The sequence below is a fragment of the Lentibacillus salinarum genome (assembly GCF_042679865.1).
Classification (GTDB): domain Bacteria; phylum Bacillota; class Bacilli; order Bacillales; family Amphibacillaceae; genus Lentibacillus; species Lentibacillus salinarum.
Map to the genome: position 1 here is coordinate 184,134 of NZ_JBHTNH010000002.1, position 15,449 is coordinate 199,582.

General features: G+C 43.6%; 17 protein-coding genes. All 17 read left to right on the forward strand.

The genetic code is table 11. The annotated features are described in order from the left end of the window. Positions 1-22 precede the first annotated feature (22 nt). On the forward strand, positions 23-271 hold the full coding sequence (locus ACFQ4A_RS01670; RefSeq protein ID WP_382397096.1) for a YlmC/YmxH family sporulation protein: 249 nt from the start codon (positions 23-25) through the stop codon (positions 269-271). 133 nt (positions 272-404) lie between these two features. Beyond that, entirely contained in the window at positions 405-1,289 is an 885-nt protein-coding gene (gene dpaA / locus ACFQ4A_RS01675) for a dipicolinic acid synthetase subunit A (RefSeq protein ID WP_382397097.1), read from the forward strand. Beyond that, on the forward strand, positions 1,289-1,879 hold the full coding sequence (gene dpaB / locus ACFQ4A_RS01680; protein ID WP_382397098.1) for a dipicolinate synthase subunit B: 591 nt from the start codon (positions 1,289-1,291) through the stop codon (positions 1,877-1,879). The genes dpaA and dpaB overlap by 1 nt, the downstream gene beginning before the upstream one ends. A 50-nt stretch (positions 1,880-1,929) precedes the next feature. Beyond that, a complete protein-coding gene (gene asd, locus ACFQ4A_RS01685; protein WP_382397099.1) occupies positions 1,930-2,976 on the forward strand; it encodes an aspartate-semialdehyde dehydrogenase in 1,047 nt (348 codons plus the stop codon). A 15-nt stretch (positions 2,977-2,991) separates the two neighbouring features. Then, positions 2,992-4,224 carry an aspartate kinase gene (dapG, locus tag ACFQ4A_RS01690; RefSeq protein ID WP_382397100.1) on the forward strand — a complete coding sequence of 411 codons (1,233 nt, stop codon included), beginning with the start codon at positions 2,992-2,994 and terminating at the stop codon, positions 4,222-4,224. Positions 4,225-4,301: 77 nt separating this feature from the next. Beyond that, entirely contained in the window at positions 4,302-5,168 is an 867-nt protein-coding gene (dapA, locus tag ACFQ4A_RS01695) for a 4-hydroxy-tetrahydrodipicolinate synthase (RefSeq protein WP_382397101.1), read from the forward strand. A gap of 112 nt (positions 5,169-5,280) precedes the next feature. Then, positions 5,281-6,021: a ClpP family protease gene (locus tag ACFQ4A_RS01700; protein WP_382397102.1), complete on the forward strand. Its 741-nt coding sequence runs from the start codon at positions 5,281-5,283 to the stop codon at positions 6,019-6,021. Further along, positions 6,021-6,224 (forward strand): YlzJ-like family protein, encoded by a 204-nt coding sequence (locus ACFQ4A_RS01705; RefSeq protein ID WP_382397103.1) that lies wholly within the window; start codon positions 6,021-6,023, stop codon positions 6,222-6,224. The genes ACFQ4A_RS01700 and ACFQ4A_RS01705 overlap by 1 nt, the downstream gene beginning before the upstream one ends. 176 nt (positions 6,225-6,400) lie before the next feature. Beyond that, positions 6,401-8,686 (forward strand): FtsK/SpoIIIE family DNA translocase, encoded by a 2,286-nt coding sequence (locus ACFQ4A_RS01710; protein WP_382397104.1) that lies wholly within the window; start codon positions 6,401-6,403, stop codon positions 8,684-8,686. 222 nt (positions 8,687-8,908) lie between these two features. Next, on the forward strand, positions 8,909-9,634 hold the full coding sequence (locus ACFQ4A_RS01715) for a GntR family transcriptional regulator (RefSeq protein WP_382397105.1): 726 nt from the start codon (positions 8,909-8,911) through the stop codon (positions 9,632-9,634). A 307-nt stretch (positions 9,635-9,941) separates the two neighbouring features. Beyond that, positions 9,942-10,367 carry a hypothetical protein gene (locus tag ACFQ4A_RS01720; RefSeq protein WP_382397106.1) on the forward strand — a complete coding sequence of 142 codons (426 nt, stop codon included), beginning with the start codon at positions 9,942-9,944 and terminating at the stop codon, positions 10,365-10,367. Next, positions 10,277-11,230 carry an EF-P 5-aminopentanol modification-associated protein YfmF gene (gene yfmF, locus ACFQ4A_RS01725; protein WP_382397515.1) on the forward strand — a complete coding sequence of 318 codons (954 nt, stop codon included), beginning with the start codon at positions 10,277-10,279 and terminating at the stop codon, positions 11,228-11,230. Before ACFQ4A_RS01720 ends, yfmF begins: the two co-directional genes overlap by 91 nt. Then, on the forward strand, positions 11,223-12,497 hold the full coding sequence (gene yfmH / locus ACFQ4A_RS01730) for an EF-P 5-aminopentanol modification-associated protein YfmH (protein WP_382397107.1): 1,275 nt from the start codon (positions 11,223-11,225) through the stop codon (positions 12,495-12,497). The genes yfmF and yfmH overlap by 8 nt, the downstream gene beginning before the upstream one ends. 9 nt (positions 12,498-12,506) lie before the next feature. Next, positions 12,507-13,229, forward strand: a complete 723-nt coding sequence (gene ymfI, locus ACFQ4A_RS01735; protein WP_382397108.1) for an elongation factor P 5-aminopentanone reductase — start codon at positions 12,507-12,509, stop codon at positions 13,227-13,229. A 70-nt stretch (positions 13,230-13,299) separates the two neighbouring features. Further along, positions 13,300-13,557 (forward strand): DUF3243 domain-containing protein, encoded by a 258-nt coding sequence (locus ACFQ4A_RS01740; protein WP_382397109.1) that lies wholly within the window; start codon positions 13,300-13,302, stop codon positions 13,555-13,557. A gap of 146 nt (positions 13,558-13,703) precedes the next feature. Continuing rightward, positions 13,704-14,489, forward strand: a complete 786-nt coding sequence (locus ACFQ4A_RS01745) for a DUF3388 domain-containing protein (RefSeq protein ID WP_382397110.1) — start codon at positions 13,704-13,706, stop codon at positions 14,487-14,489. 24 nt (positions 14,490-14,513) lie between these two features. After that, positions 14,514-15,428, forward strand: a complete 915-nt coding sequence (locus ACFQ4A_RS01750; RefSeq protein WP_382397111.1) for a helix-turn-helix domain-containing protein — start codon at positions 14,514-14,516, stop codon at positions 15,426-15,428. Positions 15,429-15,449: the final 21 nt, after the last annotated feature.

A 15,449-nucleotide genomic window follows, 5' to 3' on the forward strand; every position in this document is an offset into this window, starting at 1 on the left:
GCTTATCAGAGGGGGCGGGATTTTGCGTTATAAAGATATGAGTGCCAAAGAGATTGTTGATATTAAACAAGGCGCCCGGCTTGGTGTATTGGGTCAGACGGATCTCGAAGTCGATGAAAAGACCGGGCAAATCGAATCGTTTATTATCCCGAATTATAAATGGTTCGGTTTGAAAAAAGAGGGTGCTGAAACAAAAATCAAATGGCATTCCATCCGAAAAATTGGTGAGGATATGATTATGATTGAACCTGAAAATCATCATCCGGAATAGAATATCAAATAAAAGCTGGTGTCATTTAAACATGATACCGGCTTTTTTTATGTGACCAATCACTAACCGGTCATCATGACATAAACTATTTTGAACACCCATTTAGAAGCAATGTACGGAGGGATCTACAATCATGACGCAACATATCGCTGTAATAGGCGGGGATGCACGTTATCTTGAATTAATCCGCCAGCTGCAACTATTATCCGATATAACAATTGATTTGGTTGGCTTCGACAAACTGGAGCAAGGCTTCACCGGATTAAACCAAACTGATTTGGCCGACTTGGATCAGACAACACTTGATGCCGTTATTTTGCCCATTACCGGAACGGATCTAGATGGTTATGTGGAAACTGTCTTTTCCGATCAGATAGTCCAGCTGACACATGAGTGGTTTGCCGGATTAAACGAGACAGCGGTTGTTTTTACCGGTATTTCCAATGATTATCTGGATGCAGCAACTGACGGCTCTCATATCGAGCTGATTCCATTACTTAACCGGGACGATGTGGCGATTTATAATTCGATTCCAACAGCTGAGGGAACGATCATGATGGCCATTGAACATACCGACTACACCATTCATTCATCCCGGGTAATTGTGGTCGGGTTCGGCCGGGTTGGCAACACAGTCGCGAACAAATTTGCAGCATTGGGTGCCAGGGTTTCAGTTTCAGCTAAAAGTATTATGGACCTGGCCAGGATTACCGAATTGGGACACACCGCCATTCCGTTTGATGAGTTGCATGAACATACCAGTGAATGTGATTTATTGATTAATACAGTCCCGGCCCGAGTTGTTGAAAAGGATGCTATTCAGCATTTGCCGCCGCACGGCATCATTTTTGACCTTGCCTCCAAACCCGGTGGAACTGATTTTGATTATGCTAAGCAGCGGGGTATTAAAGCCATTTTGGCCAAAAGCTTGCCGGGTGTTGTCGCACCGAAAACAGCCGGAAAAATTTTGGCTGATGTCATCAAACAATTTTTGGGTAAACGAAAGGAGAATATATGATGAGTTTGGAAGGAAAGCGCATCGGATTTGGTGTAACAGGCTCACACTGCACGTATGATCAGACGTTCCCACAGCTGGAGAAGTTGTTGGACGCCGGGGCAGAGGTTATACCGGTTGTTTCTTACACTGTCCAGAATACCGACACTAAATTTGGCAAGGCAGATGATCATGTCGCCAAAATTGAGTCAATAACCGGAAAACACGCCATTAAGACCATCCCGGAGGCGGAACCGCTGGGACCACAGCTTCCGTTGGATTGCATGGTTGTCGCACCATTAACCGGAAATTCCATGAGTAAGCTGGCCAATGCCTTGACGGACACCCCGGTGTTAATGGCTGTCAAAGCGACCATGAGAAATCAAAATCCGATTGTGCTGGGTATATCGACAAATGATGCACTTGGGTTAAATGGTGTCAATTTGATGCGATTGATGGCCAGTAAATACTTTTATTTTATTCCGTATGGCCAGGATAACCCTTATAAAAAGCCGAACTCACTCGTATCTAATATGGATTTGTTGCAGGATACCATTGAATCAGCGCTGAATAATCAGCAGCTTCAGCCCGTGATTATTCCACATAGTTTATGATAATATGATAGAATAAATCATAACAAACGATTAGTGAGGTGTTTGCTAAAATGGCAGAAAATAAACCAGTCAATGTTGCAGTTGTCGGGGCTACTGGTGCAGTCGGGGAAAAAATCATTGAAATTCTTGAAAACAGGGATTTTCCAATTAATGAACTGAAATTACTGTCATCTAAACGCTCGGCGGGTAAAAAAGTGCTATTTAACAATCAGGAATTGATAGTGGAGGAAGCTAAACCGGACAGTTTCGACCATGTAGATATTGCGCTGTTCTCGGCTGGCGGATCTGTTTCGAAACAGCTGGCACCAGAGGCCGTAAAGCGTGGTGCCGTTGTCGTTGATAATACAAGTGCTTATCGAATGGCGGATGACGTGCCGTTAGTTGTCCCAGAAGTTAATGTGGATGACCTTCAATCACACAACGGGATTATTGCCAATCCGAATTGCTCGACCATTCAAATGGTTGCGGCACTGAAACCGATACAGGAAGCATTCGGATTGTCACGTGTCATTGTTTCCACTTATCAAGCTGTTTCAGGAGCAGGCAATGAAGCGAACGATGAATTGGCGGAACAGACGCGACAGTATTTGAATGGCGAGGATATGACAGCAGCATTACTGCCGGTCAAAGGCGATGAAAACCATTATCCGATCGCTTTTAACGCGCTTCCGCAAATCGATGTGTTCCAGGAAAACGGTTATACCTTTGAAGAAATGAAAATGATTAACGAATCAAAAAAAATTCTCCACCAGCAGGATTTAGCCATCGCGGCAACCTGTGTCAGATTACCCTTTTTCACATCACATGCGGAGAGTGTTTATATCGATGTTGAAAAAGACGGTTTAACTGTGGAGGATATATGGAAAGTACTAAGAGAAGCAGATAGTGTTGTTCTTCAGGATGATCCAGGTACCCAGACTTATCCGACGCCCCTTAGTTCATCCAATCAGGAGGACGTTTTTGTCGGGCGTGTCCGGAAAGATCTGGACGATCCGAAAGGCTTCCATTTATGGGTTGTGTCTGATAACCTGATCAAGGGCGCTGCATTGAACACGATTCAAATTGCACAACGTTTAGTTGAAAATAAATGGCTTTAAGTTAGAGGTGGAACAATGCAGATATTAGTTCAGAAATTCGGTGGCACTTCTGTACAGACAGAAGATAACCGCAGCCATGTTATCCAACATATTAAAAATGCACTCATGAATAATTATAAAGTCGTCGTCGTGGTATCTGCATTAGGGCGGAAACCTGCGCCGTATGCAACCGATTCGTTGCTTGATCTAGTTGATTTTCCGAAAAATTATAATACCAATCGGGAATTGGATTTACTCATGTCATGTGGTGAGACAATCGCATCCGTTGTCTTATCCAATGAGCTGCAAAAAAACCACATCAGTGCCACCGCGCTAACGGGGGCACAAGCTGGTTTCATAACAAATGACGAATTTAACCAGGCTAAAATTAAAGAAGTAAAGCCTGATCGGGTGTACACTGAACTGGAAAACCATGATGTGGTCGTTGCAGCTGGGTTTCAGGGGCAAACATCGGATGGGGATATCACCACGATTGGCAGAGGTGGCAGTGACACAACGGCCGCTGCCATTGGTGCTGCCCTGAATGCCGAACGAATTGAAATCTTCACCGATGTGAATGGTGTTATGACGGCTGACCCGAATATGGTTTCATCAGCACGGCCATTGGACATCGTGACGTATACGGAGATATGCAACCTTGCCTATCAGGGCGCCAAAGTTATTCACCCAAGAGCTGTTGAAATTGCGATGCAGGCCAAAATCCCCATGCGTGTACGTTCGACTTATGTGGAAGATGAAGGAACATTGATCACGGCGTCAAGAGTTCAGGAAATAGGGATGGACATTCCCGACCGCCTGATCACAGGGATTGCTCATATGTCATCCATAACACAAATCAGTGTACAGACGAAAGAGGAAACACACCGGTTGCAGTCTGACGTGTTCAAGGCAATGGCTGAAGCAGGCATTTCTGTTGACTTTATCAATATTTCACCAACTGGTGTCATTTATACAGTACCGGATACCCACACGAAGAAAGCTGTTCATATCTTAAAAACATTAGGCTTTTACCCGGAAATCACCGAAAACTGCGCCAAGGTTTCCGCTGTGGGAGCAGGCATGACCGGTGTTCCGGGTGTTGCATCAAAAATTGTACAATCGCTGACAGATGCCGGGGTTCAGATTTTGCAATCAGCAGACAGTCATACAACCATTTGGGTGCTTATTCATCAAGAGGATTTAAAAACGGCAGTCAATGCATTACATGATGTTTTTGCATTGAACATTCCGGATAAAAGTCTTGTCTAAGTGTTTGCACAAAAGATGATTTAAAGTCTTTTGGCTTTGACCTGTTAACATTCTTTAATAAAGAAAGGTGTTCGATCATGGACTTTGGTCACATTTTAACAGCGATGGTAACGCCATTTGATGCGGATGGGCAAGTTGATTTTGATAAAACAACGGTGTTAATTGAACATTTGCTTGAAAATGGCAGTGAAGGATTGGTAATTACCGGCACAACCGGTGAATCACCAACACTTTCGGCGGATGAGAAAATGGCCTTATTAAGGCATACGGTCAAAACCGTCAATCAGCGGGTACCGGTTATAGCTGGTACGGGCAGCAACAATACACACGCATCGATGATATTGACAAAAGCAGCTGAAGAAGCCGGCGCAGATGGTGTTATGTTGGTTACGCCCTATTATAATAAACCCAATCAGGAAGGACTTTATCAGCATTTTTCGGCAATTGCTCGAGAGACAACATTGCCGGTCATGCTCTATAATATCCCTGGGCGTTCCGTTGTCAACATGAATGCCGACACGATTATCCGTCTTAGCAAAATCGACAACGTCGTATCTGTTAAAGAAGCGAGTGGTAATCTTGATCAGGTTTCGGCGATCATTGAACAAACTGCTGATGATTTTACGGTTTACAGTGGTGAAGACAGCATAACATTGCCAATGCTTTCCCTTGGCGCAGATGGTGTCGTATCAGTGGCATCGCATATTGCCGGAAATGACATGCACGAGATGGTTGGTGCATTTCGGTCAGGGGATGTCGCCAGTGCTGCTGCGATCCATCGCAAATTGCTCCCTGTCATGAAAGGTCTGTTTGCACAGCCTTCCCCGGTTCCGGTGAAAACAGCATTAACGATAAAGGGTGTTGATGTTGGCGGGGTACGGCTGCCGTTGATTCCCCTGACTGATACTGAAAAGGAAAACCTGCGACAATTACTCGAAAGCTAAAATATCGGCCTGTGTGCCGATATTTTTAATTTCGCTTGTATGGTTCACTTTCATTAGGCTCATACTAACTCATAGGGATTATGGATAAGTATATAAAAAGGAGTGTTCATAAATGGATAAGGAACCATCAAAGCAAGACGATCAGAATCAACCTCAGGGTGACCAGGCCAATAATTCATCATTGGTTCAAAAAATACAGCAGTTAGGTCAATCGAATGTGCCCCAAGCACCTGATTCCAATATTCATGTCCTGTCCATCATTGGACAAGTTGAAGGGCATGTACAGCTGCCAGCTCAAAACAAAACAACCAAATATGAACATATGCTGCCTCAGCTTATCGCAGTCGAACAAAATCCTAAAATAGAGGGATTGATTATCTTATTGAACACGGTAGGCGGGGATGTTGAAGCGGGTCTTGCACTGTCGGAAATGATTGCTTCTATTTCCAAACCGACTGTTTCGATTGTACTTGGCGGTGGACACTCAATAGGCGTTCCAATTGCGGTTTCAGCTGATTATTCGTTTATAGCACCGACTGCTACCATGACGATTCACCCTATCCGGTTGAATGGTCTTGTCATCGGGGTGCCACAAACGTTTGAATATATGGATAAGATGCAGGATCGGGTGATTGATTTTGTTGTTCATCATTCCGACATCGAAGAAGAAAAATTTAAAGAGCTCATGTTTGCTAAAGGAAATTTGACCAGAGATATTGGGACGAACGTTATTGGTACAGATGCAGTCGAGTATGGATTAATCGATGGGGTTGGCGGTGTCAGCCAGGCAATGTTAAAGTTAAATGAAATGATTGGGGATAATCAGGGACCGGAAGAGCAGGTGATTCAATAATGTTGTATACCCCTTTATCGACAACCGATATTTTCCCATCCTCGGAACAGGATTTTCAGAAACGGCAGTGCATTTCCCATAATGGGAAACAGTTATATGTTGAAGAAATGGAAGATGGGCAATTTCAAGTGTTACAATTGCTTTCTACTGACCCCGAGGATTTTATGAATTCTGACTATCTTCCGGGCACGATTTTGCGATAAACAGCGCTAAAGATTGAAAACTATGCTATAATGGAACTAATTGTCAGTCAACCCTTGCCTGCATGTCCGGCAGGGGTTGCTTGTTAGATGGAGTACATAAATGTTTGTGATATAAACGTTTAGATTACCGTGTCCTGTCCATCAAAAGAAGCCCTAAAGTAAGTGAGGTGATCATTATGGCAAAGAAAAAGAGGCGAAAAAAGAAGAACCAATTAAATAAGCAAGTAAAATTTGAATTACTCGGGCTGCTGTTTATTTTTCTGGCCATTTTTGGAAGTGGTGCCAGTGCTATCAGTGATGGCGCAATCCCGGGTGGTCTTGAACATATTTTTAGGTTTTTTCTCGGAATCTGGTATTTTGTGGCTTCACTATTTTTGCTTGTAACCGGTATTATATTAATGGTTAAACGGCGATATCCCTATTATTCGAATAAGAAATTAATAGGTTTTTATATCATTTTTGCCGGTGTCGTACTGCTCACGCACATTCAGACATATGAAAGATGGCTAATTGCATCTGAAGAGACGTCAATTCTTCGGGCAACATGGGATCATTTTTTTGCCTATGCTGATGGCAGCGTTGGAGCTATGCAGACAGGCGGTGGGATGATTGGTGCCATTCTATTTACGTTCTGTTATTTCTTATTTTCTTCTGTTGGCGCCAAAATTGCAGCTGTTTTTTCCATGCTGATAGGCATTATATTTATGACTGAGTTTTCATTGGGTGAATTCTTCTCCAAGTGGACTAAACGATTGACAGAAATGGTAAAAACCATTAGTGGCCGTATCCGAGCTTCACGTATGAATCGTGTTTCATCCAATAATGACACAACTTATGAGATGGATCCGGTACCTGAACAGGAAACTGAACCGGACGAGCCTGTGATTCAGGATTTCACAGATGTCACCTATTCCTTTGACGAACCGGAAACTGAACACAGCAGCAGCGAGGCATCTGAGACTGATGGTGAAGACGAACCCAATATATCAGTGGAGCAGGAAAACCCGCTTCCGACGACAGAAACCGAAAATCATGCGTATGAACTGCCGGCACCCGGCCTGCTTACCGAACCATCACAAAATTCACAGCAACAGGAAAAATCACAAATTCAAGCGACTGTCCGTAAGCTCGAAAGGACATTTAACAGTTTTGGCGTAAAAGCGAGAGTTACCAAGGTGCACGTCGGACCTGCCGTTACCAAGTATGAAGTCTATCCTGAGGCTGGTGTCAAGGTAAGCAAAATCGTTAATTTGCATGATGATTTGGCATTGGCGCTGGCAGCGAAAGACATTCGGATTGAAGCGCCGATACCTGGCAAATCAGCGGTCGGCATTGAGGTGCCAAACCAAGAAATTGCGATGGTCTCATTACGGGAAGTGCTGGATACAACATTATCGAACCAATCTTCTAAACTACTATTTGCCCTTGGACGCGATATTTCCGGTGATGCTGTCGTATCTGAATTAAGTAAAATGCCGCATATGCTGATTGCCGGTGCAACCGGCAGCGGGAAAAGTGTCTGTGTAAACGGGATTATTACGACGATCCTAATGCGTGCTAAACCGCATGAAGTGAAAATGATGATGATTGATCCCAAAAAAGTGGAGCTTAATGTTTATAACGGTATCCCGCACTTACTGACACCTGTTGTAACAGACCCGAAAAAGGCATCAAGGGCGCTGAAAAAAGTAGTGGCCGAAATGGAACGCCGATATGATCTGTTTTCGGAAACAGGTACACGCAACATCGAGGGCTATAATGAGTATATCCGCAAGACCAACCAAACATCCCCAGAAGACGAACAACAGCCAAACCTGCCATATATCGTTGTATTGGTGGATGAACTGGCTGATTTAATGATGGTTGCCTCCAATGAAGTGGAAGATGCGATTACGCGACTTGCCCAAATGGCTCGGGCGGCCGGTATTCACTTGATCTTGGCAACACAACGCCCGTCAGTGGATGTTATTACAGGTGTCATTAAAGCCAATATTCCGTCCCGGATTGCCTTCAGTGTCTCGTCGGCAACGGATTCCCGGACGATTCTGGATACCGGTGGTGCCGAGAAACTTCTGGGGCGCGGTGACATGCTGTTTATGCCTGTCGGATCGTCAAAGCCAACAAGGGTGCAGGGAGCATTTTTATCAGATGAGGAAGTGGAGCGGATTGTTGATCACTGTGTTGACCAGCAAAAAGCTTCCTATCAGGAAGAGATGATCCCCGAAGAACCGAGTGAATCGGCTTCAGAAGTGGATGACGAATTATATGATGAGGCTGTGCAGCTGATCACACAAATGCAAAGTGCCAGTGTTTCCATGTTGCAGAGGCGTTTCCGGATCGGCTACACCAGGGCGGCACGGTTAATCGATGCTATGGAAGATCATGGGATTGTTGGCCCTTATGAAGGCAGCAAACCACGGACAGTGCTGGTAGCTCAGCCGAGTGAGGAAAAAACATCATAGCGATACAAAAAAACGGACATCCGATACGGTGGAGAGTTATCGGCGATGTCCGTTTTAACGGTAAATGTAGGACGTTCTACTTAAAAATTTTTGCGAAACGTCATGACTATCTATTTATTTATCTTGTAGAACATGTTATATTTATGTCGAATTAAATAGTCATACGTCAGATGTCAGATTTCTAACAATGTTGTTGCAAATCCCACTATAAGGGGGGATACCGTGTCATTGAAAATCGATTCACGTCATTTATACTTACAGGTCATTGATCAGCTTAAACGTGATATTGAAAGCGGTCAATATAAAACAAAACAAAAGCTCCCTTCTGAATATCAGCTTTCCAAGGAACTCGGCGTTTCCCGTGCCACGCTGCGTGAAGCATTGCGGATTCTTGAAGAGGAAAATGTTGTAACCCGCCGTCATGGCGTCGGGACGTTCGTCAACCCCAAGCCGATTTTCTCATCAGGAATTGAACAATTGCACAGTGTTACATATATGATTGAACAGTCCGGAAAGGTTCCGGGTTCGCAATTCTTATCCACTGAATTTCAGGAACCGACTGAGGATGAACAGATTAAATTCGCGCCAAAGGAAATTCATACATTGGCAAAAGTTGAACGTGTCCGGACAGCAGACCAGGAACCTGTTGTTTTTTGTATTGATAAATTGCCCGAAGGATTAATACCGTTGGACCGCGCCCATAAAGCAGACTCCATCTTTAAACTGATGGAAGAATACTCCGGGAAAGAGATAGCATATGCCGTCACGCATATTGAACCCATCAGTTATCACGATCGGATTTATGAGATTTTAAAATGTGACCCGGAACAATCCTTGTTATTATTGAAGCAAATGCACTATACCGCTGATGATGAACCGGTATTATACTCGGCAAATTTTTTCCGGTCTGATGTCTTCAGTTTTCACGTTTTAAGAAAACGGATGTAAAGGGTTGGATTTGTTTTCACTTTATTTGGGAAGATGTATGTCACTGGCTGCGGTCATTTTCGTGAAATGGCATTCCATTGGTGCTGCGGACCATACGTATTAATGATACGGGTACTGGCAGGCTTTATTGGCCGTGCCGAGGCACCCAGAGCGAATGGCGATCTCATATTAAGGGAACAAGATAAGTTTTTATGACAGCCTGAGTTGTTTTGACAATAAGCGACTCGGGTTTTTGCTATAATATTGGTTAAATGAATCACACTACCAATATGGTGCTTAGAAGTCTATACATAAGGGAGGATCCTGAATGAATGGGACCCAGGAAGAAATCTTGAAGCAACATGGCATTCATTTTCATTTTGTACCGACGGAAAAGTTTAAAACCATCTCCTTGACAGCCAAGTTCAAAGCCCCCTTAACACGGGATACAATCACCAAGCGTGCATTGTTGCCATATGTTCTGCAGCAGGGTACACAATCCTATCCGGATCGGCGTGCGCTTCAAACGGAACTGGATCGTTTATATGGGGCGGTTTTAGCCATCGATGGCTCCAAGAAAGGCAATTCCCACATTTTGACGGTACGGCTGGAATTCGCCATCAGAAATTCATCGCCAATGAGTCTTCCATCCTCGATGATGCCATCGCGTTATTCAAGGAGATTATATTTCAGCCGCATCACCAGCACAATGCGTTTATTCCATCGGTGGTTGCCAGGGAAAAAGATACACTAAAACAGAAAATCAATGCCATCAGTGATGATAAAATGCGTTTCGCCAACATGCGCCTGATTGATGAAATGTGCCATGATGAACGGTATCAATTGCACGTTCACGGTTATGAAGAAGACTTGGAAGCCATTACACCAGAAAATTTATATACCTGCTACCAGTCCGTGTTAAAAGACGATCTGCTTGATTTATATGTGTCGGGCGATGTGGATAGTGACACAATCAAAGATAAATTAACATCAGCCATTCAGCGTGATGCTGCTGTCAGAGCAGTTAATGACGAAACGTCCGCGGTAAAGCGGCAGGATGAGCCAAACGTTGTCATCGACAAACAAAACATCCAGCAGGCCAAATTGCACTTTGGCTACCGGACAAATATAACCTTCCATGACGACGATTACGTTGCCCTGCATGTTTTTAATGGTCTGTTTGGCGGATTTCCAAGTTCTAAATTATTTATTAATGTCCGGGAAAAGAACAGTCTCGCTTACTATGCCGCGTCACAATTTGAAAGCCATAAAGGGTTGTTATTCGTGTTTAGCGGTATAGCGCCAAACGACTATGAACAGGCAAGAGAAATTATAGAACAGCAGATGGAAGCGATGAAGAACGGCGATTTCACGGAAGAAGAAATGGCCGATACGAAGGAATTAATCGTTAATCAGCTCCTCGAAACGATGGACCATCCAAAAGGGTTGACTGAATTGTTGTACCAGCAGGTTGTGGCTGATAAACAGCGGTCGCCTCAAGACTTGATTGAAGGTGTCAAAAACGTCGGAAAAGAAGACGTAATACAAGTCGCCAATAAATTGAATCTGGACACGATTTATTTACTGACCAGCCAGGGGGATGATACCAATGAATAAATTGGCTTATGACCATATTGAAGAAGTTGTCTATAAGGAAAAATTGCCTAATGGTTTGACGGTTATTTTGCTGCCTAAACCGGAAATGGCGAAAACGTATAGCATATTTTCGACGAATTATGGTTCGATCGACCAGACTTTTGTGCCCCTCAATGGAACGGAAGCGATCACCGTACCGGAAGGGGTGGCGCATTTCCTGGAGCATAAAATGTTTGAAAAACAAGACCGTGACGTATTCGCTGACTTTGGCAAACAAGGGGCTTCAGCTAACGCTTATACCTCTTTTACCAAAACAGCCTACTTGTTTGCAGCGACAAGTCATATTGACCAAAACGTCAAAACATTGCTTAATTTTGTTCAGGATCCCTATTTTTCAGAGGAATCCGTTGAGAAAGAAAAAGGCATCATCGCCCAGGAAATTGAGATGTATAATGATCAGCCGGACTGGCAAATGATCATGGGAGCCTTAAAGGCTATGTTTCATCAGCATCTTGATATTGCGGGGACGGTTGATTCCATTCATACGATAACGAAAGACGACCTATATACATGCTATAACACGTTTTATCATCCGGAAAATATGACATTGTTCATTGCCGGTAATTTTGACACGCAGCACATGATGGATGTGATTAAACATAACCAGGCATCCAAGGATTTTGCTAAAATGGATGATATCCGACGGTCATACTCGAAGGAACCCACTGAAGTTGCCGAAAAAGAAAAGCAAATAACCATGCCAGTGACCATCCCGAAATGTACGATTGGTATTAAAGAAGTGGCCGCTGAACTGACCGGTGATGACTTTTTGAAACAGGATTTGCTGCAAAGTATGATTGTTGATTTTTATTTCTCCAAAGGCGGACCATTTTATCAGCAGTTGTATGATGAGCAGCTAATCGATGCCAGTTTTTATTTTGATACGAGTCTGGAGAAAAACTTTGGCTACACATTTATCGGGGGCAACACAAGTGAACCGGATCGGTTTTCGGAAAAGGTCCGGGAATTGCTGCAATCCACTAATCAAGCAGTGTTTCATCATGAAGTCGTCGAGCGCATGAAGAAAAAGAAGATCGGACAGCTGTTACGGGCGATGAACTCATTGGAGTTTATGGCGAACCAATATATTCACTACAATACGGTAGGTGTTGATTTGTTTGCCATTATCCCATTTATTCAGTCTCTGAAGGATGAAGACTTCAATTCATTTGTCCAAAGCTGGATCAATGATGAGCGTCTTACAGCTGTCAAAATCATGAACGAATAGGGGATTTGCATGGGGAGAAATATATTGATTATCGGTGCAAGTGGGGACATTGGCACCGCTATTTCCAAACAGCTCGCCGATGAAGGCTATAACTTGATATTGCATTACTTCCAGAATAAAAAAGGACTGGAACAGAACAGGAACGGCCTGGATAAGGAAACTGTCCTCATGGCTATACAAGCTGACTTAAGTCAAACAGAAGGCATCCATTACCTTCTCGACCAGCTTGTCTTTCCGGTTGATGCGGTGATTTTTGCTGGTGGTCAAGCGCATTATGGATTGTTACAGGATATGGATGAAACGTCCATGGATGCTATGCTGACGCTCCATGTCAAGGCGCCTTGGACGATCACAAAGCACTTGTTGCCCGGTATGATCCAGCAAAAGCAAGGACGGATAATTCTGATCACATCTATATGGGGCGAGGTTGGTGCTTCTTATGAAGTGGTTTATTCATCCGTTAAAGGGGCACAAAACAGTTTTGTGAAAGCACTGTCCAAGGAAATGGCACCGTCCGGCATAGCGGTCAATGCGGTCAGCCCGGGATTTATTGATACAAAAATGGTGCAGCATATACTGTCTGAGGAAAAAGCTAGGATCATTGACGATATTCCGGCAAACCGTGTTGGTACCCCAGACGATGTCGCGCATGCCGTCAGTTTTTTGATGAGTGAACAGTCCGATTATATTCATGGTGAGATCATTCATGTCAGCGGTGGCTGGTGCTCCTGAAAAATCGATGCATAAACAGACGCATAAATCAAATACTATCCATGAAAAACCATGAAGGAGGCAGATTTAAATGTCCGTTCTTGATAATTTTGACACATGGAAAGCATTTTTGGCCGACAGACTTCAGCAGGCCCAATCTGAAGGAATGGGTCAGGAAACGTTATCGAACATGGCTTATGAAGTTGGTGATTATCTGGCCAATAACACAAGCGCCAAAAATAGCGAAGAGGCTGTTTTGCAGGAAATTTGGAGTGCGGCTTCAAAAGACGAAAGACAGGCGTTGGCCAGTGCAATGGTTAAACTTGTCCAAAATCAGGGAAATGCATAAATTAAGGATTCAATAAGGAGCTGTATTCCGATGCAGCTTCTTTATTTTTTCCTGATTATTGTATTATCTCCTTTTCTTCATACTTAAAATACTTTATGATAGTAGTAGAGACTATGTGAAAGCGAACGTATAAAAAGGGGTTTACGATGGCGAAAACAGAATGGTACCTTGAATATGAAATACAATATAACCGTCCTGGTTTATTAGGTGATATTTCCTCTTTATTAGGAATGCTCTCCATTAATATCCTTTCAATTAATGGGGTGGCCGAGTCAAAGCGAGGTATGCTGCTGCTTTGTAAGGAAGAGGAGCAAGTAACCAGGTTGAAGTCCATTCTGCAAACAATGGACACAATCAATATTACCAAAATCCGCAGGCCGAAACTACGTGATAAGCTTGCCGTCAGACATGGCCGGTATATCCAAAGTGGCGAGGATGACCGAAAGACTTTCCGGTTTGTTCGGGATGATTTAGGAATCCTGGTTGATTTTATGGCGGAGTTATTTAAAAAAGAAGGCCATAAACTGATTGGTATACGGGGAATGCCGCGTGTCGGGAAGACTGAATCGGTTGTGGCAGCCAGTGTTAGTGCGAACAAGCGCTGGCTGTTTGTATCAAGTACTTTACTTAAGCAAACCATCCGAAACGAGTTGATTCAGGGGGAATACAATACCGATAATCTGTACATTATCGATGGAATTGTTTCAACTCGCCGGGCTAATGAAAATCATTGGCAGCTTATTCGGGAAATTATGCAGCTTCCTGCGGTCAAAGTTGTGGAACATCCGGATATGTTTGTACAATTTACCGAATATAAACTAAAGGATTTTGATTATATCATTGAACTGCGTCGTGATGAAAATGAGAAAATCACATATGAACCAGTTGAAAACAGCCATTTTGGTCAGGAAGATGGTTTTTCAATGTTTTGATTTTGGAAATGGATGGTGTTAAGTATGGCGATCGGTGAAAAGCTAAAAGAAGCGAGAGAAGATCAAAATTTGTCGTTGGAGACGTTGCAGGAGACGACAAAAATACAAAAAAGATATCTCGAGGCGATTGAGCAGGGAAATTTCAAAATTCTGCCGGGCACATTTTACGCACGTGCCTTCATTAAAGAGTATGCGACGGCAGTAGGACTCGACCCCAACGAGCTGCTTGAAGAATATAAAGCGGAACTCCCACAGGAAGAGGAGGACAGAACAACACACTATTCACATATTCACCGGTCTCGTAAAGATAATAATCCAAGTAAAAGCACAGCAGTATTTTCATTTATTCCGACCATTATCGTTGTGTTGCTGGTGATCGGTATTATTTTTGTCGTATGGTTCTTTACTCAGGGTTCCTCAACGGAAGAGAGTTCCGAGACGGTCGAACCGCAGTCTGGTAACGAAGTCTTTCGCGACCCTGAGAATGACGAGTCGGATGCCGGGGATGAAGCAGAAAGTGACACTGAAGCAGAAGATGCCAATGAGGACAATATGGATTCCAAGGAAGAAGAACCTGCAGACTCTGAACCAGTGTTAAATGTAGAGGAAGCGGGCACAGGAAGCCCGCCTGAATCAACACTGACACTGGAAAATGCGAGTGACGACGTCCAAGTGACGATCGAAGCAAAAGATGACTCATGGCTTGATGTGGAAAATGGTGACGGGGACGTGCTGTTTTCCGATGTGGCTACTGCTGATGACTCACCAATTGAACTGGACGTATCCAAGTTAGATCGGGTATGGTTAAATATTGGGAGTACACCCGCTCTTGACATTACAATTGACGGTGTTGAACTGGATTACCCGGTGGATCCGGACAATGAAGTGTTTCAAAAAATTTGGATTAATATCAATAAAGCGAGTGAACAGACCAATTAAATGGAACGATGTTGCCAAAAG

What these genes read in the sequence shown, in the direction of transcription:
- ACFQ4A_RS01700 (WP_382397102.1), top strand. Translation starts at nt 5,281, where the DNA reads ATGGATAAGGAACCATCAAAGCAAGACGATCAGAATCAACCTCAGGGT.
- dapG (WP_382397100.1), top strand. Translation starts at nt 2,992, where the DNA reads ATGCAGATATTAGTTCAGAAATTCGGTGGCACTTCTGTACAGACAGAA.
- yfmH (WP_382397107.1), top strand. Translation starts at nt 11,223, where the DNA reads ATGAATAAATTGGCTTATGACCATATTGAAGAAGTTGTCTATAAGGAA.
- ACFQ4A_RS01720 (WP_382397106.1), top strand. Translation starts at nt 9,942, where the DNA reads ATGAATGGGACCCAGGAAGAAATCTTGAAGCAACATGGCATTCATTTT.
- ACFQ4A_RS01740 (WP_382397109.1), top strand. Translation starts at nt 13,300, where the DNA reads ATGTCCGTTCTTGATAATTTTGACACATGGAAAGCATTTTTGGCCGAC.
- ACFQ4A_RS01750 (WP_382397111.1), top strand. Translation starts at nt 14,514, where the DNA reads ATGGCGATCGGTGAAAAGCTAAAAGAAGCGAGAGAAGATCAAAATTTG.
- ymfI (WP_382397108.1), top strand. Translation starts at nt 12,507, where the DNA reads ATGGGGAGAAATATATTGATTATCGGTGCAAGTGGGGACATTGGCACC.
- dapA (WP_382397101.1), top strand. Translation starts at nt 4,302, where the DNA reads ATGGACTTTGGTCACATTTTAACAGCGATGGTAACGCCATTTGATGCG.
- ACFQ4A_RS01745 (WP_382397110.1), top strand. Translation starts at nt 13,704, where the DNA reads ATGGCGAAAACAGAATGGTACCTTGAATATGAAATACAATATAACCGT.
- ACFQ4A_RS01705 (WP_382397103.1), top strand. Translation starts at nt 6,021, where the DNA reads ATGTTGTATACCCCTTTATCGACAACCGATATTTTCCCATCCTCGGAA.
- asd (WP_382397099.1), top strand. Translation starts at nt 1,930, where the DNA reads ATGGCAGAAAATAAACCAGTCAATGTTGCAGTTGTCGGGGCTACTGGT.
- dpaB (WP_382397098.1), top strand. Translation starts at nt 1,289, where the DNA reads ATGAGTTTGGAAGGAAAGCGCATCGGATTTGGTGTAACAGGCTCACAC.
- dpaA (WP_382397097.1), top strand. Translation starts at nt 405, where the DNA reads ATGACGCAACATATCGCTGTAATAGGCGGGGATGCACGTTATCTTGAA.
- ACFQ4A_RS01710 (WP_382397104.1), top strand. Translation starts at nt 6,401, where the DNA reads ATGGCAAAGAAAAAGAGGCGAAAAAAGAAGAACCAATTAAATAAGCAA.